The following is a 19,460-nucleotide window of genomic DNA, read 5'->3' on the forward strand; positions in this document are numbered from 1 at the left end:
CCTGTACGCTTAATCCGCCTGCAGCAACTGCTCAACGGCATTCACCACATCCTGTACCGTACGCACCGTCTTAAACGTTTCCGGTGAAATTTTGCGGCCAATACGCTTTTGCAGATGCACGACCATGTCCACAGCGTCAATACTGTCGAGCTCCAGATCTTCATACAGCCGCGCTTCCGGCTTGATATCATTCACATCGACTTCAAACAGTTTGACCAGCAGCCCGGAGATTTCCTGATAAATTTCGTTCTTATCCATCATTGACTCGTTTTGATATATCAGGCACTCACGCGCGCTGAGCGTTGATGAAGGCGGTGAGCGTAGCCACCGAGAAAAAATGCTGACGCATTTCATTACTCTCTGCCGAGAGCATCACGCCATAGCGATTTTTCACCGCCAGCCCCAGTTCCAGGGCATCAATAGAATCCAGACCCAACCCATCGCCAAACAAAGGGGCGTTGGTGTCAATGTCGTCTACGCAGACCTCTTCCAGGTTCAAGGCGTCGATAATCATTTGCTTTATTTCAAGGGATAATTCGTCCATATATATTTCTCAGAAGTTATCAATGCTCTGGTGTTAAAGCATGTTGCAAAAAACGATTCAGACGGCGTGCCGCTAGCGGTAGCGCATCATGACTGGTGATAAATGAAGCACTACTGACGCGCTGCGTCACCGTGAGGGTAAAAAGCGGTTTCTCATTCGGGATCTGATACCAGCGGCTATGTTTGCCCAGCGTTTGTTGGCTGCAGCGAATGTGCACAACACGCAGATCGCAGCCGCAGCGGACGGCAATATTCGCCGCACCGCGCTGCAATGCCAAGGGTTGCCCCGGCCGGGTACGGGTGCCTTCCGGGAAAATCAGGATCACATCCCCCTGCGCCAACCGCTGCCGGCAAGCAGGCAACAGCGAGTCAGCCTGGCTATTAATCAGATAATCCGCAGCACGGATCACGCCGCGGAAGAAGATATTCCTTTGCAAATCGGCTTTTACCAAACAGTCGACTTCAGGCATAACCGATGCCAGCAATACGTAGTCAATCAGGGTAGGATGATTGGCCACCACCAGGCAGCCCCGTTCCCGCTGCAGCGTCTCCAGCCCTTCAATACGGTAATCCAGTACGCCAGTCGCCCGGGCGCAAGACAAAAAGAAGCGAAAACTGGTGGCAATGCTGCGCCTGGCCTGTTGGCGCCGTTTACGCTTATCAGGTTGCACCACGCGCAGCAGATTCATCCACCCCAGCGAAAGCCAAAGCCCGCCCAAGGCAAACAAGATAAAACAGCAGCCGGTCATCACCAGCCGCCACATGCGATTCAGGTACGGGAAAATACCCGCCGTAAGTGAAAACGGCTTAACCATCGTGCCGCGCCCAGTGCCAGCTAATTCGTTCGCCGCCGATGGCAAAGACGGGCTTATCCGCCAGCAACGCCTGCATAAACTGCAGACTTTGCACCATGGCAGGCTCCTCCCGCGTAGTGCAAGTAAACGATTCGCAAGCCAATGCCGAGCCGGGCGCCAGCACCATCGCGACGGCATAGGGGTAACGCGGCATCTGCGCCGGTATCTGGCCGTGATAAAACGCGGGAATATCGCCGTCAAAATCCACCAGTAAAACGCGCTGGTAACCGGCGCCGTGCAAAGCCGCTACTTCGACCAGCCCTTGCTGAAATGAGTCTATGCCCGCCGCCAGCGAGGTTGATGGCAGCGCGGCGGCGGCGGCGATCGTGAGACTGCCGGCGGCGGCATTGTGAACCGACATCGCGAAATCGGTAGGCGATGGCGTCTCATCGCGGCTCAACGCCTGCAGGATACGCAAATTACGCTCCAGCTCACCGTGGCGGCTGGTGAAGACGATGGCGTTGACATGTTGCCTGCGCATCAAAGCCAACCCGCAGTCAACGGCAGCGGCGCTGCCCCGATTAAGACGGCGCGCGGCCATCATGGGGATCTGGCTACATTTGGCCAGCGGCTGTTGAGCATCAATCACACCGGCCCTATGCGCCCACTGCAACCATTCGTCAGGCTGGTCCAGCCCCGGCGCCCGGGCCTGCCAGTCAAGGAGTGAAAAGGCTAATTTCATAGGTTCTTTTTTCTCATCTGAATTAGCGGCGGCAATGCGCAGATCAAAGATGCCGGTGTATTAACCCACAGCCTTTTTTTTACAAATAAGCAGCGTATGGCCGATACCCAAGCCATCAATCTGCTTTTCAATCTCGAAACCGGCTTCCATCACCAACGGTAAAAAATGCCTGGCGGCGTAAAAACGGCTGTTACCGTTTGCCAAACAGGTAAAATAAAGTGAGGAAGCATTGAGGCTAAGCGCGCCGGCTTCCCATCGCTGACGATCCCAAAATATTTCCAGGATGCATACCCGCGCCTGGGGTTTCATTACGCCAGCAATTTTGCGCAAAATAGCGACCACTTGTTCTTCACTGAAACAGTCAAGAAATTGACTCATCCACCAGACATCCGCTTCCGCGGGAAGCGGAGTATCCGATAGCATATCCACCGCCATCCCCTTGATACGTTCGGACTTGCCCGCGGCGTTAATATTCGCCGCCGCCAGCGCGATCTGTTCGGGTAAATCAAGAATCGTGGTATGCACATCAGGCATAGCGTCATAGCAGCGCATCGCCCACTTGCCGGTATTGCCCCCCACGTCATACATGATCTTCGGTTGCAGTCCGAAAACATGGGGTAATGCGGCATCAAAGGCGGCGCTGGAATAATAGTGGTCAAACGCAAACCAGCTTTCCTGCGCGGCACTGGGTAATTGGCTTAACGCAGGATAAATGGTTTGCCAATCGCCAAAAACGCATAGCCCCGCCGGTTTATTTTCCCGCAGTGCCGCGTTTAAATGGAACAAGCCCTGGTAACAAACATCCTGGGTAAAATCCATATTGATGCGGGTCATCGCATCATGCAGTAAAAAATGGCCGACCTTTGCCAGAAAGTAACGCCCTTCGCGTTGCAGAATGATTCGGCTGCTTAACCCGACATCCAGCAATAATTCAACGGAATAGCGGCTCAACGATACTTCGCGAGTAATATCTTCGCTCAATGCGCCCTGTTGGCCACACCGATCGAGGTAAGCCAGAATACCGAAATCGCGTAAATTCACCGCGGCCTGAAACAGCATTGGGGCAAAAGCAATACGCTGAGCTTCCGTTATCGCTTCCAACCCACTTAGTTTTTCTTTGTCATATCCGTAGGGCACAACATCTTCCTTCAGTTTCAGGTCTGGCAGTGATTAACGGCTGAATAAGCCCGCCATGCCTCGCGTTGCCGATGTATTAGCTTGGTAACTCGGCCCATCCCTGGGCCGCACCGCGATGAGGGCGCTGCCCGCGCCGTTCAAAAACGCGTTTGCCCTGCTACTCGAATTATTGCGGGATATTCGGCCTATACAGCAATTATTGAATTTTTTCTGCCGCGAGTTTCAACTGAATTTCACGATTCAGATTATTAATCCACCGATTATAATTCCGGTGAATATTTCCTTGCGCTGCCAGCAGGTTCTGACTATTGACGTAGGTTATGGAATAACCGTTAGAAGAATAGTTAATACGAATATCTGCAACGTGACCACGTTGATCGATATGCCCATTAATTACGCCAGGTGCGGTTGGGGTCATAATCCATTCACGCTCTAACCCCGCCTGAAGAATCGCTCTCTTCACCTGATCGCCAGAGTATTGCGCGGTAATTGGTGTAGAAACATTAAGAACGGGTGCCGTACGCGCGCAACCAGCCAGAGTGAAAACACAAAACAACGTGGCTAAAAAATAACGTTTTTTCATAAGGTCCAAGTCCCTGTGAATAATCCAATCCTGCGTTGGCTATAAGATAACCAACACCCGCTGTGAAATGTAAGCTTTTCCACAGTTTAAAGATAATTTATTACAATTCCGCGCGCATGATAGCACAAATAAACAAAATTACACTATTTACAATAGCGGATTAATTCGCCAACAAAGCGAAACAGAGTGAGCGAGAAAAGCCAATTCACCTGCAATTTGAAGTATGAAGGGTATAAAGCGCAATGTAGACATAATATGTCATGTAAACAAACTTGCTGATTCTTCTTATCGGTTTCTTTAAACACCGTTGCAGGACGCCGCGCCACGGGCGGCCTATAGTGCCAGAGCCGTTATCATTTGCGGAGAGGATCATGAGAAAGATGAAGAGAGCCTTGTCTGTGGCCGGCCTGCTGGTGATGGCCGGTTTCAGTGCGCCGATATTTGCCTGGCCGCATGGGCCTGGCCCGGGGAGAGATTACCCCTGGGGCCCGCCGTTCGTGCCCTGGGGCGAGGTGATTATCGACTACCCGCCCCCGCCGCCGCATGTGATCTACGTTGAGCCGCCACACCCGCAGGCATGGGTGGAAAAGGCGCCGCATTATCGCTACTACTGCCCCGATCCGGCCGGGTACTATCCGCAGATCGCGCGCTGCCCGAGAGGATGGATGAAAGTCGTGGCCGATCATGCCCAACCCGATAGAGAAGATGATTAAAATGAAAAAGGCTTATACGCAGTTGTCGCTTTTGCTTGCAGGCGTTGCGCTGGCCGGCTGTGTCTCAACGCCCACGGCGCCTTCGGTAATGGCGATGCCGGGCAGCAGCAAATCTTACGAACAGTTCAGGCTGGATGACGCCACCTGCAGGAACGCGGCCTACAATACCCTTGGCGGCGCCGCCGACGCCTCCAACAACCAAGGCCTGGCCACCGTCGCCGCCGGTACCGCCATCGGTACGGCCGCCGGCGCGCTGCTTGGTTCAGCCGGCGGCCCACGCGGCACCGCCAACGGTGCGGCGATCGGCGCCGCCGGCGGGCTGCTGGCCGGCACGGCGGTGGCCAATGGCAACGGCGGCTACAGCCAGGGTTCGCTGCAGGATCAGTACGACGTCATTTACATTCAGTGTATGTATGCCAAGGGCAACAAGGTGCCGCAGTCATACACCTGGGATGAACGCACCGAGCAGGACGCCGCGCCAGAGGTGCCGCCCGATTACCATCCCTAACGCTCGCAACCGACTGGCGCGCTCAGGCAAGGGCAACCAGTGCCCTTACCTGCTGCGGGCTTAGGGCCTGCCCGTTGGCCGCCGCCGCATTTTCGGCCATGTAACGCGGGTTGCCAGTGCCCGGTATCGCGCAGGTCACCGCCGGGTTGGCGAGCAAAAACTTCAACGCCAGCTGTGCCCATGACGCCGCGCCCACCTCGGCGGCCCAGGCGGGCAACGGCAGGGAAGCCAACCGGCGCAGCAGGCCGCCGCCGCCGAACGGCGTATTACAAATCACCGCGACACCGCGCGCCTGCGCCAACGGCAACAGGCGCGCTTCGGCGTCACGATCGTCCAGCGCGTAATTGATCTGCAAAAAGTCCAGTTCGGTGCTGTTCAGCACCTTTTCCAACGCGTCATAAGCCGTGCTGGTGTAGTGCGTTACGCCGATATAGCGGATACGCCCCGCGGCTTTCATCTCGCGCAGCGCCGGCAAATGCGCCTGCCAGTCCACCAGATTATGAATTTGCATCAGATCGATGCGATCGGTTTGCAGCAGCCGGAAAGATTCTTCCATCTGCCGGATGCCGGCCATGCGGCCTGAAGTCCATACCTTGGTGGCAAGAAACGCCCGCGGCCGTGGCTGACGCACGCTCAGCAGTTCCCCCACCGCCTGTTCCGCCCGCCCATACATCGGGGAACTGTCGATCACGCTACCACCAGCGGCAAACAGCGCATCCAGCACGGCGGGCAGTTTGGCATAGTCACTGCTGCCGGGGCTGACGTCAAAGCTGCGGTAGGTGCCAAGCCCGATCACCGGCAGTGCCTCCCCACTGCTGGGGATAGGCCGGGTGGGCATCGGCCGGGCCTGTGGCGTGGGGCCTGGCGGCGCCCCGGTGGCCACCCGCAACACCCCGCCGGTGGCGCACACCGCCGCCAGGCGCAACAGTTGGCGCCGGTTCAACGCGGCCATCGCCCGCCGCCCTCCCGCCGGCGGCAACGCGGGCAGCCCAATGCCGCCCCTTTCAACTGATTGTTTATGGTATCCATCGCGAACCCCCGTGGTGAACAAACCCATTGGCAACTGATATGAATATAGTCGCCCTGGCCTGCGGCAGGGCCGACGCCCCCACGACGATGGCGGTAACCGCGGATATTTACATTTACTTACACCATAAATGATAATGAGCACGATTATCATTTATATGGCATGCGTTTTTTAGGCTATGGTGGGGGCATTATGCCGCACCGGCATAATGCTCATTACCACCGGAAAAACAGCAAGATACCGCAGCCGGTTGACTATCAAGAATGGATTGCTGCCGAGCGATATCGTGCATTTACTATGGAAAGTATGATGATAAAACACCCGTTTACTCCCCGTATGCCGCTGCTGGCGGTGGCCATCGTGGCCGCCTTCACCTTGACGGCCTGCCAGGCGCCGGCCCCGAAGGCCGCCGTGCAACCACCCGCCGCCGCAACGCCTGCCAACGTGCAGCAAAATGAGCTGGGCGATGGCCTGTACGAAATGGCCTACAGCCAGCCGGCGCAGGCTATTTTTGTCGCCAGCGCGCAATCGTTCAAAGGGGTTAACGGCGGCATAGTTTACCGCCTTAACCCGGCAACGCTGGCGCTGACCGGCACCACCCATACCGATCTGAAAAACTTTGGTATGGCGATCGATCCCGCAGGCACCACGTTGTATCTCACCAACACCCTCGATGGCGGCGTTACCGCCGTGGATACCGCAACCGGCAAAGTAAAAAATCGCCTGTTGATCGGCGATAAAAACCAAAAGGGCACCTTTTACGGCGCACGTGAAATTATCTATCATGACGGCGCGTTGTATGTCGGCGGCGTGCGCGATCCAGGCGTCATTTGGGTTGTGGACGCGAAAACCCTGGAGCTGAAATCGCGCATCAAAAACGCCGGCAGATGGGTGACGGGGTTGTTGTGGTCGCCGACGGCTCAGCGTATTTATGCCGCCAACGGCGGCGGTGAAATCCTGGTGATCAACCCGCGTAATCAGCAGATCGAAGCGCGCTGGCGGCCAGACGACGGCAAGGAATACCTGTTCCTCAACCTGGCGGAAGATCCCACCACTGGCCGGCTGTTTGTGACCGACAATTCCAAAGCGAAAACCACGCTGGTATTCGATGAGCACAGCGGCAAGGTGATTAAACGGTTGGATACCGGCGACGCGCTGGGCATCAAATTCAACCCGGTGCGCAACGAGCTTTACATCACGCAACGTGCAGCCGGCAAGGTATTGCAGGTGGATGCCACTAGCTATGCGGTGAAACAGAGCTGGACGTTCGAGCCGCACCCGAATAGCCTGCTGGTGTCGCCGGATGGCCAAACGCTGTACGTGACGGTGAAACAGGATTTGAACAAAGACACCTCATCCAAAGGGCCGGATAAGGTGGTGCGGATCCCGTTGAACCCGGCGGCGCCGGCACACTAGGAATAATGCAGCCAGCCATGCTGGCTGCATCATCAGGCGGCCCTCCGCCCTACTTCTGGTTATCCTTCAGCACAATCAACGGCTCAATATCGCTCTCTTTTTTGATCACCAGCGAATCATCGCCACGCAGGCAGCTGCCGGCATAGTTGCCGCCAACGGTGAAGGTGCAGACCTGGATATACTTACCGGCAACCTTTGGCAGGCACCACAGTTGCTGGTAGATATTTTTGCGATCGACAAACTGGCCGGAAGTCTGATCGAGCACCTCATCGTGGTGGCTGACCAGATCGATGTTGCTGCCGCAGCGCCCGGAAATCGGTTTGATGGCGTAACCGGTTTTCGCCAGCTCCTCATTGACCACAAAATCGGTATCCAGCAGGTAGCGGTGGTTAGGGAACAGCGACCACAGCACCGGCAGGATCGCTTTATTGCCCGGGATCACCGTCCACAGCGGCTCGAAAACCATCACTTCGGGGCGCATCAGCACGTCGATCAGGCGCACTTCGTGATCCGGCCGGCCGGTGCGGATCGGCACCGCCGCATATTCGGCGGCGCTGACTTCGCGCACCTGTTCAATCACCGTCTCCCAGGCCCAGGTTTTCCACACGCAGTTCACCAGCCGGCCGTCGCCATCAATAAGCTGCCCGGCGGCATCCCAGCTCAGTTCATCAAGCCCGTAGAGGATTTTGCTGTCGAAGCCGGCCTGCGTCAGCGAACGCTGCATAAACTGGGCGTGGTAATTCTCTTCCAGATCCGCATCCTGCATGATGTGCACAAACGGCCGCGCCAGGCTGTGTTTCCACGCGCCGGTCAGCTCGCCGAGCAGTTCCTCCCCAGGGTTGTAGCCTTGGCCGCTATAGCCCTTTTGCAACCACTGTTCGAGGATCAGCCCGCATTCGGTGTGGCAGGATGCGGAATCCGCATTGTATTCGTACACTTTCAAGCCGCGTTCATCCATGCAGAAATCCATGCGGCCGGTGATCATATCGTGCCGGCGGCGCTGCCAAGAGAGGCGTAAACGCGGCCAGAGAATTTTCGGAATATCAAACAGCGCCAGCAAATTGTCATCTTTCAGCACCTTGTCCGTCGCGTGCAGGTACATCAGATGCAGTTCATTGGTCGCCTTGTTCAGCTCCTGCTCGGCGCTTTCGGTGATGGTGAAATATTGATAGGGATCCTGGTTGATAATGTGGCCACCGTTAGCTTGGACATAGGCCATCTGTAACGGATCCTGCTCGTTGAGCCATTTACCGTCGAACTGGCCGTGGTTTTCCAGCCGGGCGCCATGAATGACCAACTCTTCACCGGGAATACCTGGCTGCGGCAGGCTGTGCGTGGTGTCGTCGGTCTGGATCATCCAGCCGAGGATGGTGGTGTCATCGAAGGTATCGCGAAGGGTGTAATGGCCATCGGCCACCTCAAGCGCTAGTTCGCGCGTCCACTGCTGCCCCTGCGGCAACAGTGCGTCAACCACGTTCTGCTCGGCAATGCGCACTTTATTGCCCCGCAACTGGGTGATCACCGCCACGTGGCCGGTTTTACTGAACTCGCCGCCTTTTTGCCAGATCAGCAGTGCACCGGCTACCGGCGGGCGGCGCGAGCCGTTGGCAAAGGCCTGTAAAGGCAGGATATCGTCATTCACCACCTGGCGTAAAAAGCGCAGCGAGAAGATTTCATAGGCCATGCCGACATCGGTAAAAACGAAGCCATAGGTCAAAAACAGAAAGCGGCGGGCGAACTCAACGCACTGCCACTTGTGCCCCATGTATTCGTTATCGATATAGCTGCGAAATGAAGCGTCATCCGGCAGGTTTTGCCGATCAAGACTGCTGTAATTTGATGAATAAATCGCTACGCCACCCGGCGCATACCCCAACAACGTGCCAAACGGCGCATCGTTGTCTGCTGTTTCCTTACTCATTACCTGACCTTACCTTCATGCTGCCCAGACAGCCGGCCGAAGAAAATCCCCTGAGAGCCCCGTCCAGGCAATAGCTGAAACAAGAGAATTATCATAGCACCGCTGGCCCAGGATGACGGCGCCAAACCCGAGAATCCGCACTTTTTAGCGCCGTGCCTGCCAGGCAGGCACGTTCGCCAACACCTGTTAAACTACCTGAACATCCATCAACAAGGCAGGCAACATGTCAGACAATCACTATCAACCGCCAAAGGTATGGGAATGGAAGCAAGATAACGGCGGCACGTTCGCCAACATCAACCGCCCGGTTTCAGGGCCGACGCATGAAAAGGCCCTGCCCGTGGGTAAACACCCGCTGCAGCTTTACTCGCTAGGCACGCCCAACGGCCAGAAAGTGACCATCCTGCTCGAAGAGTTGCTGGCGCTCGGCGTTAGCGCAGCGGAATACGATGCCTGGCTGATCCGCATTAACGAAGGCGAGCAATTCTCCAGCGGTTTTGTTGCCGTCAACCCCAACTCGAAAATCCCGGCGCTGAGCGACCATTCCGCCACGCCGCCGATCCGCGTATTCGAATCCGGCAATATCCTGCTGTATCTGGCGGAAAAGTTCGGTCACTTCCTGCCACAGGATCTGGCCGGGCGCACTGAAACCCTGAACTGGCTGTTCTGGCTGCAAGGTTCCGCACCGTTCCTTGGCGGCGGTTTTGGCCATTTTTACAACTATGCGCCGGTGAAAATCGAGTACGCCATCGATCGCTTTGCCATGGAGGCCAAACGCCAACTGGACGTGCTGGATAAACAGCTGGCGCGCGGCAGGTACGTAGCGGGCAGCGAATACACCATTGCCGATATGGCTATCTGGCCGTGGTACGGCAACGTGGTGCTTGGCAATGTCTACAACGCGGCGGAGTTTCTGGATGCCGGCAGTTACACCAACGTGCTGCGCTGGGCCAACGATGTCGGCAACCGCCCGGAGGTCAAACGCGGGCGCATCGTTAACCGCAGTTTTGGCCCGCTTGATGAACAACTGCATGAGCGCCATGCCGCCAGCGATTTCATCAACAATACTGAAGATAAGCGCCAGGCATAGCCGCAGCGGCTCACAACCAGTGCTGCGCGCGGATCCGTTCGCCATCGCTAAAGCGCGCCAGGCGGAACGGGTGTGGATCCACACTGGGGGGGGCGCCGGTCGCCAAATCCGCCATCAGTTGGCCGGCGCCCGGCGCGATGCCGAAGCCGTGCCCCGAGAAGCCGGTGGCCAGAAACAGCCCCGGCACCGCCGGCACATCGGAAATCACCGGAATGGCGTCCGGCATGGTGTCGATCATGCCGCCCCAGCTTTGCGCAATCGGCAGGGGCGCCAGGGCGGGGAACGCCTGCAGCAGATTATCGGCGATGCGCTGCACCGCCCGTGGATCAATCTGCGGATCGAGCACCCGAATGTGTTCATAAATCGACACCCTATCCGCCTGGCCCGGCCGCCAATACAGCAACTCTTCCATAAAGCGCCGGCCCAACCGCAGCGATAATGTCTGGCGTTCCACCCGATAGGCCGGCATAAACAAGCGGGCAAAGCGCAGCGAATCCGGGGTGATGTCCGCTTTGCTGGTCATGGAGCTTGCCACCGTCAATCCGCCGTCCAGCCGTTTGCGCAGCGCCACCGTGCCCAGACTGATGCAACTGCCGGGATCAAAATCCGTCGGCCCGGTACGAAACACCGTCGACAGCACCTTAAGCTGCGGCAGGGTTACGCCGCAGCCTTGCATCAACAGCCGCGACCAGGCGCCGCCGGCCACCACCACAGTGCGGCAACGGATGGCGCCGCGCTCGGTCACCACTTCGCTGACGCGGCCCCCCGCCCGCTCGATGGCGCGCACGGCGCAGTGTTGCTGTAGGTTCAACCCCTGCTCCATGGCGTGGGCCACCATCGCCGGCGCCGCTTTCTGCGGTTCTGCCCGCCCGTCCAGTTCAGTAAACAGCGCGCCCTGCACGCCGGCGCTCAAACCGGGCAACTTATGTTGCAACTGGGCCTGCGTCAGCCATTCGCTGTGTATATCGTGCTGGCGCGCCTCTTGCACCCAGTGCTGGAAGCGCTGTTGCTGCGCATCGCTGCGCGCGGCATAGCCGATGCCGGTGATGCGAAAGCCGGTTTCCCGCCCCAAGCGTTCATTCATCCCCTGCCATAGCTGCATGCTAAGGTTGATCAGGGGCAGCTCGCGCAGATCGCGCCCAGTGCGGCGGCACCACCCCCAGTTGCGGCTCGATTGCTCGGCCGCCACCAGGCCCTTTTCCAACAGCACCGTCGGCACGCCGCGCGCCACCAGCGCCAGCGCCGTCGCCACCCCCACGATCCCGCCGCCAACCACCACAACTTCCGTTTCATGCGGAAATTCAGGCGATGACGCCACCAAATCAACATTCGGCCCCATATTTCCCCCACCTCAATGATTCTTTTCTTCGATCCCGTTAACCGGGGACTCGGCCTAGTCGCTGCGGGCATCCAGTGCGTCGCGCAGGCCGTCGCCAATAAAGTTGAAGCTGGTGACGGCGAGCGTAATCGCGATGCCCGGCGCCAACGCCAGCCAGGGCGCGCGCACCAGATACTGTTGAGCGCCGTTCAACATGTTGCCCCAGCTGGGTAACGGCGGCTGAATGCCGTAGCCCAGGAAGCTGATGTAGGCTTCAAGCAAAATGGCGCGCGCCACGGTGAGCGTGGCGGCCACGATGATCGGCCCGATCACGTTGGGCAGCAGTTCACGGAACATGATCCAGCGGTTCGACAGCCCCAGCATCCGGGCCGCCAGGATAAACTCACGCTCGCGCAGCGAACGCACTTCGGCCTCCACGATGCGCGCCACCTCCATCCAACTGGTGACGGCGATAATCACGGTGATCATCAGCGGGCTGGGTTTAATAAACGCCGCCAGCGCCAGCAGCAAAAAGACGCTGGGAAATGACAGGAAGGCATCGACCACGCGCATCAATAGGTTGCCGATGCGGCCGCCGAAATAGCCCGCAGTGATGCCGATCGCCACGCCAAACAGAATGCTAAGCAGCATGGAAAAGAAGCCCACCAGCAGCGAAATACGCCCGGCCATCAGCAACCGCGCCAGGGTATCGCGCCCCAGCGGATCGCTGCCCAGCAGGTGCCAGCCGGTGAGCGGCGGCGCGAAACGGTTGCGTAAATCGATATGCAGATCGTCAAACGGCAACAGCAGCGGGCCGAAGGCGCATGCCAGGGTCATCAACACAATCATAATCAGCCCGGCGCAGGCCATACGATGGCGCAGGAAGCGGCGCAGCGTACGGCTGTGCCACCAATGGTGCGCGGAAGAATGCGCGGTTATAACCGAAGAAGCGGTCATCATCGTCTCCTTTATGCGGGGCGAATACGCGGATCGATCACGGCGGTCAGCACGTCTGCCAGCAGGTTGCCCAGCAATACCAGAATGGCGGAGCACATCAACAGCCCCATCACCACCGGGTAATCGCTGTATCCCAGGCTGTCGAGAAACAGCCGCCCCATGCCGGGCCAGGTGAATACCGTTTCCGCCACCAGCGCCCCGCCCAGCAAGGTAGGCAGTTGCATCCCCGCCAATGTGATCATCGGCAACAACGCGTTGCCCACCACATGCTTCATCAACACCCGGCGCGGCGTCAGCCCCTTGGCTCTGGCGGTTTTCACGAAGTCCTGGTTGATCACATCCAGCGTTGCGCTGCGCATATAGCGGCTCCAGATCGCGACATCGACAAAGGTCAGCACCAGCACCGGCAAAACCAGGTGCCGCGCCACATCCAGCACCGAGCCATCGCCCATGGTGTACATATTGCCCGCCGGCAGCCATTGCAGCTTCAGCGCAAAAACGTAAATGGCCACCAGGCCGAACCAGAAGGTGGGAATGGAAAGCGCAATCATCGAGGCGACGGTGGCGATATCGTCAAACAGGCTATAGCGCCGCACAGCGCTGCGGATCCCCACCCAGGTACCGATAGTGGCGGCCAGCACGCCTGACGTCACCATCAGCAATAAGGTGGCGGGAATATGGGCGAAAATAATCGTCAGCACCGGCTGCCCGTCCCGGTATGAGCGGCCCCAATCGCCGCGCAGCAAATGGCTCAGCCAGTCCAGATACTGCACCGGCAGCGGGCGGTTCAGCCCCATCTGTTCGGCAATGCGGTTCAGCGCCTCCTGGCTCATGCCGGGGGTGAGCGTGTACTGCGACAGCGGGCCGCCCGGCGCCAGATTCAGCGCCGCGAAACCGATAAGCGAGATCAAAAACAGCAGCACAACGCTTTGCCACAGCCGCCGTATCAAAAAGTTCAGCATGATCACCTCCCCACCTGATTACATCCCGCCGGCAGCGCGCCGCCGGCCGCTGAACGCGATTAGCTATGCCAATACCAGGTGCCCACGTTCCAGCTGTCGATACGCACATTGATATTCGGAATAACATTTTCGATCCCCTGCTTGTGCCCGCGCACGGTGGCAAACGGGAACAACGGCAGGAAAGGCATATCCTGGCGCACGATTTCCTGGATTTTCATATACACCGCCTTGCGCTGTTCCGGCACGAAGGTGGCGCTGCCTTCGCTCAACAGGCGGTCAACTTCCGGGTTTTGATATTGGAAGGTGTTCTGTCCCGATCCCCCTTTGGCCGGGATCGCGGTAGAACGCATATAGTCGGAGGTGTCCGGATCGGCGCCGGTCAGGAAGTTCAGCCCGACGATGGAGGAATCAAACTGCGACATCATCCAGAATTCACCCCACATCACCGCCGGCGGCAGGTTGGCGATTTTCATCTCAATGCCCACCTCCTGGAAGGTTTGCTGCAGGAACTGCTGCATTTGCTCGCGCAGGTGGTTGCCTGCGGTCGTGGAGTTGTTAAACGACAGGCGAACGCCGTTCTTTTGGCGGATGCCGTCGGAACCGGGCTGCCACCCGGCTTCATCAAGGATCTGTTTGGCCTTATCGAGGTTGAACTCATGCTTGGGCAACGCGGCGTTGTAATACTGGGAGCCAACCGGCATATAGGTTTCCGTTGGCTTCGGTAGCCCATAGTAGAGGGAATCGATAATGGTCTGCTTATCGATGGCGTAATAGATCGCCTGGCGCACCGCCAGCTCCTGGAATTGCGGCTTGCCCAGGTTAAAGGCGAAGTTTTCCACCGTCGCGCTGGCGACCACTTCCACCGCCTTGCCCGGCAACTTTTTGGCGTCGTCGTAATGATCGGCCGTAATCCACTGCAGGCCGACCACATCAATATCCCCTGATGCGAACTGGGTATACATCACGTTCAGATCGGGGATGTATTTGTAAATGATCCGTTCCAGGTACGGCCCGCCGTTGAAGTAGTCCGCATTGGCCAGCAATTCAATATGATCGCCGGGGATGCGCCGCTGCCATTTGTAAGGCCCGGTGCCCACCGGCGCATTGTTGAACGGCGCGGTGTTCTTGTCGGCCAGCGGCCCAAGAATATGCTCGGGCACGATGAAGGTTGACGCCAGAATCGAGGTATAGGGCGCGAAAGGTTTCGCCATGCGCCAGGTGATTTCCGTCGGCGAAACCACCTGGATATCCCGCACCAGCTCATGCCCGGTTTTACGCCAACTGCGGAAGTTGGGATCCACCAGCAGCTCGAGAGTGAACTTCACATCCTGGGCGGTGAAAGGCTGGCCGTCATGCCATTTGACGCCGTCGCGCAGTTTGATGCGAAACTGCAGGCCATCGGCAGAGATGCCGCCATTCGCCACCGTCGGCACTTCCACCGCCAGCGAGGGGGTGAAATTGCCCTGCGGATCGATGGCAAACAGCGGATCAAATAAACTGAAATGCAGCCCCTCATCAACTTCGATATGCGGCAAATGCGGGTTGAACACGGTGGGCTCCTGCGAGAAACCGATAATCATCTGCCCCTTGCGCTGGGCCGGCGGGGCCGCCAGCGCGCGCCCCACACCAAACAGGTTAGGCAGCGCCAGCGTGGCTGCGCCGGCTGCCATATAGATCAGCGCTTTGCGGCGGGAAAGCTGGGGTAATGCGTCGGTAAGCTTATCGGTCATCGTGATTCCCTCAGGTTAAGGTCTGACAAGGCCATCGCGGCCAGGCTAACGATCAAATGCCGCTGATGATGTCGATTTTGGAACCGTCTGAAAAACGTGAAAAACGAAACGCCCGCGGATCGACAATCGGTGGCCTGCCCAGCACCAGATCCGCCATCAGCCTCCCCGCCGCCGGCCCAATGCCGAAGCCGTGGCCGGAAAAACCGGTGGCGATAAAAAAGCCTGGCAGGCTATCCACCGGCGAGATAACCGGCACCGCGTCCGGCACCACGTCGATGCACCCGGCCCAGCGCTGGACGATACGCGCCTGGTTGAACTGCGGGAAATGGCGTTTAAGCTGCTCAAACGGCCGCTGGGAAAGCGCCATGGAAGGCTTCGGATCCAGCACCCGGCAGTATTCAAACGGGCTGGCTTCATCCATCGCCCAGTGTCGGCCAAGGCGCGCCTCATCCAGAAAACGCCAGCCAAGGCGCGGGCGCAACGAACGCCATTCACTGCGCAGCGCCGGCAAAAACGGGCGCGCATGGCGGAAGGCGTCGGGCACGATATCCACGATGTTTTCATGCCCGGACGCCACGGTATAGCCGCCGTCCTGCCGCTTGCGGATGGCGAAATCCTCATACCACAGCGCCTCTTCCGGCCCGCCCGCCAACGGAGCGGTGCGCAACACGCTGTTCATCACTTTCAACTGCGGCAGGCGCAGCCCAAAACGGCCGGCAAACAGCCCGGACCAGGCGCCGCCGGCCAATACCACGCTTTGGCAGGCAATGGCGCCGCGCTCGGTAATCACGGCGGAAACCCGCCCGGCGCTGGTTTCAATGCCGCGCACCGCACATTCGGTCAAGATCGCCGCCCCGTTGCGGCGCGCCGCTTCGGCCAGCGCCGGCGCCACTTTTTGCGGTTCGGCCCGGCCATCTTCGGGTGCGTACATCGCGCCCAGCGGCACCACCGGCGTGGCCGGAAACCGTTGCTGGAACTGGCGGCTATCGAGCATATGCGTGCTGAAGGCGTAATCGCTGATGGATTGGCACCAGCGCTGATGCTCGGCGAACTCTTTTTCGCTGTGGCAGGTAAAGACAATGCCCGCACGCTGATAGCCGGTATCCGCAGCCAGCCGGCTGTCCAGGGTTTGCCAAATCTTCAGCGCCGCCACCATCAGCGGGATCTCCCGCGGATCGCGGCGCGAAAGCCGCACCCAGCCCCAGTTGCGGCTGGATTGCTCATGGCCGATACCGCCCTTTTCGCACAGGGCCACGCTTACCTTCTGTTCGGCAAGCTCCAGCGCCGTCGCGGCGCCGATGATACCCCCGCCAATCACCACGACATCGACGTTTTTTGGCAATGCGCCATCGCCGTGCACAGGCACCACAAAAGGTCCAGGCATTATTCTGCTCTCTGTTCCGGTGGGAAAAATAAAATCGGCCGTATGTTTAACGCCGCAATGCTATTTTCATCGTGCTGATTGCAACGGGAATGAATTAATATTCTTGCGCCGCCCATTCAAATGCGCCGTTATCATGTAGCACCCGTTTAAGGATATTAATCACGAAGCCTTTCTCTCGTTCAGAAACCGCCTGGAAAAATGTCTCCTCCTGTTCCGCGACCAGTTTAGTGACTTTTTCCGCCAGTTCCTGGCCGTGTTCAGTGAGATAAAGCGCCTGCGATCGGCTGTCGTCGATGGCAATTTTGCGGATTAATAACCCCTGGGTTTCCATTTGATTTAATAGCCGGCCCATGGCGGAACGATCGCGCATTATCACTTCGGCGATTGCCGAAGGCCGGATGCCGGGATAGCGCGCAACAATTAATAACGTGCTGATTTTCCCCGTTCCTTTCGCCACTTCCAGCCCGGCCAGCTTTTTATCCAGATCGCGCGAGACGGCGATATTGGTGCTGCGAATATAAAAACTCAGCAGTTGCCCCAGCACGCCCAGATCCAGCGCCTCGGTGCTGTGGCGGCCCAATTTCTTTTCTTGATCTGCCATCGACACCTCACGAAAGATATCCATAATCAACACCAGAAAAATAACAATCGCCCACTCAAGGTTGCAAAATTATTATTGGTAGGTTAGTAGACAATTACAACTAATTTAATCATAGCTTTTTCTTATTCTCTTTGGTGCATTCAGCGCCATTTAACCCAACGCACCGCCACTGGCATTTATCCTTCGGGAAAAATCGTCATTAATCAACCGGCCGGCATTTATACGCCAAGACACCACCCATAATAAAAACATATTTTATATATCAGCGACGGCTGTATAGGGTATGGGTTAATAACAATCACCTTACATAATCTGTTAAATAAATACCTGCGCGCCAGGGGGAAGCCGCTGGCCCGGAAACGGTGCTTTTCTCGTCACGCACGTTAGGGAAAGAGGTCGCTTGCCATGACACAGATTAAACCAGCCCCAACGACCCCGATTCTGTCGGTTAAAAACTTAACCGTCGCCTTGCCGGCGGGTATGGATCGTCAATACGCGGTGGAAAACCTCTCGTTCGCACTCTATCCCGGTGAAATTCTGTGCATTATCGGCGAATCCGGCTCCGGGAAATCCGTGACGGCGCACGCGGCGATGGGGTTGCTGCCGAAGGTGCTCACGGTGCAACACGGTGAGATATGCCTGCACGGCAAAGACCTGCTGCAGGAAACGCCGGCCGCACTGCGCAACCTGCAGGGGCGCGCCATTGCGATCATTTTCCAGGATCCGCTCTCGGCGCTGAACCCGATCATGACCATCGGCCAGCAGATCGCCGAAGTGATGGAAGCGCATAAGGTCGGCACGCCCGCATCACGCCAGCAAAAGGTACTTTCCCTGTTGAGCGAAGTGGGCCTGCCCGACCCGCTGACGGTGCAACATCAGTATCCGTTCAACCTCTCCGGCGGCCAGCGCCAGCGGGTGATGATCGCCATAGCGCTGGCGTTGGATCCGGACGTGCTGATCGCCGATGAGCCTACCACGGCGCTGGACGTCACCACCCAGGCGCAAATACTGCAGTTGATCCGCACGATTCAGCAGCGCAAACGCATGAGCGTGATGTTTATTACCCACGATTTCGGCGTGGTGGAAGAGATGGCCGACCGCGTGCTGGTGATGCAAAAAGGCCGCCTGGTTGAGGCCGGCGATGCGCGCCAGGTGCTGTCGCAGCCGGTTCACCCCTATACCCAACAATTGATTGCCGCGGTGCCGCGCATGGCCAGCCAGCCAAAACCGGCTAAGGAGAGCAGCCCGATCGTGCTGCAGGTGAATAACCTGCAAAAAACCTATAACGCTTCTGGCGGCTGGTTGACGAAGAAACGCCAGGTGCGGGCGCTTAATAACGTTAACTTCACCATCCACAAAGGCAAAACGCTGGGGATCGTCGGCGAATCCGGCTCGGGGAAATCGTCTTTGGGCCGCATTCTGGTCAAGCTGCTGGCGGCGGATTCCGGGCAGATTCTGTTTGACGGGCGCGATATCGTGGCGATCTCCGAAGCGGAATTTCGCCCGCTGCGCCGCTGGATCCAGATGATATTTCAGGATCCCTTCGCCTCCCTTAACCCGCGCCAAACCATCGGCACAATTTTATCGGTCGGCCCGCTGACCCATGGCGGCATGACCCGCCATGAAGTGCGGGAAAAGGCGCTGCGTCTGTTAGCGCTGGTTGGGCTAGATGAAAGCGCCTATAACCGCTACCCACACGAGTTCTCCGGCGGGCAGCGCCAGCGCATCGGCATCGCCCGGGCGTTAATGTTTGATCCGGTATTGCTGGTGGCCGATGAGTCGGTTTCCGCGCTGGACGTTTCCGTGCAGGCGCAGGTGCTGCAATTACTGGCCGACGTGCAGCAAAAAACCCAGGTCGCCATCATGTTCATCACCCACGACTTGCGCGTGGCGAGCCAGATTTGCGATGAAATCGCCGTGCTGTACAAGGGCGAGATCGTTGAGCAAGGCACCCCGCATGAGGTGTTCTTTTCCCCGCACCATCCTTATACCCAAAAGCTGGTGAGCGCCATCCCCGGCAGCGAACGCTAACCC

At 58.0% G+C, this 19,460-nt stretch carries 19 protein-coding genes; 5 read left to right on the top strand and 14 right to left on the bottom strand.

Features of this window, described 5'->3' with window-relative positions; translation table 11 throughout:
* Positions 1-9: 9 nt before the first annotated feature.
* The 6 genes from ACN28Q_RS03235 to ACN28Q_RS03260 form a co-directional block, all read right to left on the bottom strand.
* Entirely contained in the window at positions 10-261 is a 252-nt protein-coding gene (locus ACN28Q_RS03235) for an acyl carrier protein (protein WP_165907018.1), read from the bottom strand.
* Positions 262-286: 25 nt separating this feature from the next.
* The gene (locus ACN28Q_RS03240; RefSeq protein ID WP_095845014.1) at positions 287-544 is read right to left on the bottom strand and encodes a phosphopantetheine-binding protein; all 258 of its coding nucleotides are present in this window, start codon (positions 542-544) and stop codon (positions 287-289) included.
* A 19-nt stretch (positions 545-563) separates the two neighbouring features.
* A complete protein-coding gene (locus ACN28Q_RS03245) occupies positions 564-1,358 on the bottom strand; it encodes a lysophospholipid acyltransferase family protein (protein WP_095845015.1) in 795 nt (264 codons plus the stop codon).
* Complete coding sequence (locus ACN28Q_RS03250) at positions 1,351-2,079, bottom strand: beta-ketoacyl synthase chain length factor (protein ID WP_095845016.1); 729 nt, start codon at positions 2,077-2,079, stop codon at positions 1,351-1,353. The genes ACN28Q_RS03245 and ACN28Q_RS03250 overlap by 8 nt, the downstream gene beginning before the upstream one ends.
* Before the next feature lie 60 nt (positions 2,080-2,139).
* Positions 2,140-3,216 carry a methyltransferase gene (locus tag ACN28Q_RS03255; RefSeq protein WP_095845017.1) on the bottom strand — a complete coding sequence of 359 codons (1,077 nt, stop codon included), beginning with the start codon at positions 3,214-3,216 and terminating at the stop codon, positions 2,140-2,142.
* A 196-nt stretch (positions 3,217-3,412) separates the two neighbouring features.
* Positions 3,413-3,799, bottom strand: coding sequence for a hypothetical protein (locus ACN28Q_RS03260; RefSeq protein ID WP_095845018.1), 387 nt, complete (start codon positions 3,797-3,799; stop codon positions 3,413-3,415).
* 371 nt (positions 3,800-4,170) lie between these two features.
* Here ACN28Q_RS03260 and ACN28Q_RS03265 point away from each other — a divergent pair, with 371 nt between their 5' ends.
* A complete protein-coding gene (locus ACN28Q_RS03265; RefSeq protein ID WP_095845019.1) occupies positions 4,171-4,512 on the top strand; it encodes a hypothetical protein in 342 nt (113 codons plus the stop codon).
* Position 4,513: 1 nt separating this feature from the next.
* On the top strand, positions 4,514-5,020 hold the full coding sequence (locus ACN28Q_RS03270; protein ID WP_095848889.1) for a glycine zipper family protein: 507 nt from the start codon (positions 4,514-4,516) through the stop codon (positions 5,018-5,020).
* A gap of 22 nt (positions 5,021-5,042) precedes the next feature.
* Here ACN28Q_RS03270 and ACN28Q_RS03275 read toward each other — a convergent pair whose 3' ends face one another.
* Positions 5,043-5,972, bottom strand: a complete 930-nt coding sequence (locus ACN28Q_RS03275; protein ID WP_230474294.1) for an aldo/keto reductase — start codon at positions 5,970-5,972, stop codon at positions 5,043-5,045.
* Positions 5,973-6,353: 381 nt separating this feature from the next.
* Here ACN28Q_RS03275 and ACN28Q_RS03280 point away from each other — a divergent pair, with 381 nt between their 5' ends.
* Entirely contained in the window at positions 6,354-7,463 is a 1,110-nt protein-coding gene (locus tag ACN28Q_RS03280; protein WP_413541185.1) for a YncE family protein, read from the top strand.
* A 49-nt stretch (positions 7,464-7,512) separates the two neighbouring features.
* Here ACN28Q_RS03280 and gss read toward each other — a convergent pair whose 3' ends face one another.
* Positions 7,513-9,384 (bottom strand): bifunctional glutathionylspermidine amidase/synthase, encoded by a 1,872-nt coding sequence (gene gss / locus ACN28Q_RS03285; protein ID WP_095845020.1) that lies wholly within the window; start codon positions 9,382-9,384, stop codon positions 7,513-7,515.
* Positions 9,385-9,607: 223 nt separating this feature from the next.
* Here gss and yghU point away from each other — a divergent pair, with 223 nt between their 5' ends.
* Positions 9,608-10,474 (top strand): glutathione-dependent disulfide-bond oxidoreductase, encoded by an 867-nt coding sequence (gene yghU, locus ACN28Q_RS03290; RefSeq protein ID WP_095845021.1) that lies wholly within the window; start codon positions 9,608-9,610, stop codon positions 10,472-10,474.
* Between the two features lie 10 nt (positions 10,475-10,484).
* On the opposite strand, the gene ACN28Q_RS03295 is transcribed toward yghU, so the two are convergent.
* From ACN28Q_RS03295 to ACN28Q_RS03320, 6 genes are all read right to left on the bottom strand, one after another.
* Positions 10,485-11,813 (bottom strand): NAD(P)/FAD-dependent oxidoreductase, encoded by a 1,329-nt coding sequence (locus ACN28Q_RS03295; protein ID WP_095845022.1) that lies wholly within the window; start codon positions 11,811-11,813, stop codon positions 10,485-10,487.
* Between the two features lie 54 nt (positions 11,814-11,867).
* On the bottom strand, positions 11,868-12,752 hold the full coding sequence (locus ACN28Q_RS03300) for an ABC transporter permease (protein ID WP_230469408.1): 885 nt from the start codon (positions 12,750-12,752) through the stop codon (positions 11,868-11,870).
* A gap of 8 nt (positions 12,753-12,760) precedes the next feature.
* Complete coding sequence (locus ACN28Q_RS03305; RefSeq protein ID WP_095845024.1) at positions 12,761-13,711, bottom strand: ABC transporter permease; 951 nt, start codon at positions 13,709-13,711, stop codon at positions 12,761-12,763.
* 59 nt (positions 13,712-13,770) lie between these two features.
* Positions 13,771-15,441 (bottom strand): peptide ABC transporter substrate-binding protein, encoded by a 1,671-nt coding sequence (locus ACN28Q_RS03310; RefSeq protein WP_095845025.1) that lies wholly within the window; start codon positions 15,439-15,441, stop codon positions 13,771-13,773.
* A 52-nt stretch (positions 15,442-15,493) separates the two neighbouring features.
* A complete protein-coding gene (locus ACN28Q_RS03315; RefSeq protein WP_095845026.1) occupies positions 15,494-16,825 on the bottom strand; it encodes an NAD(P)/FAD-dependent oxidoreductase in 1,332 nt (443 codons plus the stop codon).
* Positions 16,826-16,919: 94 nt separating this feature from the next.
* Positions 16,920-17,450, bottom strand: coding sequence for a MarR family winged helix-turn-helix transcriptional regulator (locus ACN28Q_RS03320; RefSeq protein ID WP_230469407.1), 531 nt, complete (start codon positions 17,448-17,450; stop codon positions 16,920-16,922).
* Between the two features lie 381 nt (positions 17,451-17,831).
* Here ACN28Q_RS03320 and ACN28Q_RS03325 point away from each other — a divergent pair, with 381 nt between their 5' ends.
* Complete coding sequence (locus tag ACN28Q_RS03325; RefSeq protein ID WP_095845027.1) at positions 17,832-19,457, top strand: ABC transporter ATP-binding protein; 1,626 nt, start codon at positions 17,832-17,834, stop codon at positions 19,455-19,457.
* Positions 19,458-19,460: the final 3 nt, after the last annotated feature.

It is taken from the genome of Gibbsiella quercinecans (genome assembly GCF_002291425.1).
GTDB lineage: Bacteria > Pseudomonadota > Gammaproteobacteria > Enterobacterales > Enterobacteriaceae > Gibbsiella > Gibbsiella quercinecans.

Bases quoted from the DNA above. Each gene is read 5' to 3' on its own strand.
- ACN28Q_RS03245 (WP_095845015.1), bottom strand. From the start codon at position 1,358: ATGGTTAAGCCGTTTTCACTTACGGCGGGTATTTTCCCGTACCTGAAT.
- ACN28Q_RS03310 (WP_095845025.1), bottom strand. From the start codon at position 15,441: ATGACCGATAAGCTTACCGACGCATTACCCCAGCTTTCCCGCCGCAAA.
- ACN28Q_RS03235 (WP_165907018.1), bottom strand. From the start codon at position 261: ATGATGGATAAGAACGAAATTTATCAGGAAATCTCCGGGCTGCTGGTC.
- ACN28Q_RS03325 (WP_095845027.1), top strand. From the start codon at position 17,832: ATGACACAGATTAAACCAGCCCCAACGACCCCGATTCTGTCGGTTAAA.
- ACN28Q_RS03300 (WP_230469408.1), bottom strand. From the start codon at position 12,752: ATGATGACCGCTTCTTCGGTTATAACCGCGCATTCTTCCGCGCACCAT.
- gss (WP_095845020.1), bottom strand. From the start codon at position 9,384: ATGAGTAAGGAAACAGCAGACAACGATGCGCCGTTTGGCACGTTGTTG.
- ACN28Q_RS03315 (WP_095845026.1), bottom strand. From the start codon at position 16,825: ATGCCTGGACCTTTTGTGGTGCCTGTGCACGGCGATGGCGCATTGCCA.
- ACN28Q_RS03275 (WP_230474294.1), bottom strand. From the start codon at position 5,972: ATGGCCGCGTTGAACCGGCGCCAACTGTTGCGCCTGGCGGCGGTGTGC.
- ACN28Q_RS03280 (WP_413541185.1), top strand. From the start codon at position 6,354: ATGATGATAAAACACCCGTTTACTCCCCGTATGCCGCTGCTGGCGGTG.
- ACN28Q_RS03240 (WP_095845014.1), bottom strand. From the start codon at position 544: ATGGACGAATTATCCCTTGAAATAAAGCAAATGATTATCGACGCCTTG.
- ACN28Q_RS03260 (WP_095845018.1), bottom strand. From the start codon at position 3,799: ATGAAAAAACGTTATTTTTTAGCCACGTTGTTTTGTGTTTTCACTCTG.
- ACN28Q_RS03270 (WP_095848889.1), top strand. From the start codon at position 4,514: ATGAAAAAGGCTTATACGCAGTTGTCGCTTTTGCTTGCAGGCGTTGCG.
- ACN28Q_RS03295 (WP_095845022.1), bottom strand. From the start codon at position 11,813: ATGGGGCCGAATGTTGATTTGGTGGCGTCATCGCCTGAATTTCCGCAT.
- ACN28Q_RS03320 (WP_230469407.1), bottom strand. From the start codon at position 17,450: ATGGATATCTTTCGTGAGGTGTCGATGGCAGATCAAGAAAAGAAATTG.
- yghU (WP_095845021.1), top strand. From the start codon at position 9,608: ATGTCAGACAATCACTATCAACCGCCAAAGGTATGGGAATGGAAGCAA.
- ACN28Q_RS03265 (WP_095845019.1), top strand. From the start codon at position 4,171: ATGAGAAAGATGAAGAGAGCCTTGTCTGTGGCCGGCCTGCTGGTGATG.
- ACN28Q_RS03305 (WP_095845024.1), bottom strand. From the start codon at position 13,711: ATGCTGAACTTTTTGATACGGCGGCTGTGGCAAAGCGTTGTGCTGCTG.
- ACN28Q_RS03250 (WP_095845016.1), bottom strand. From the start codon at position 2,079: ATGAAATTAGCCTTTTCACTCCTTGACTGGCAGGCCCGGGCGCCGGGG.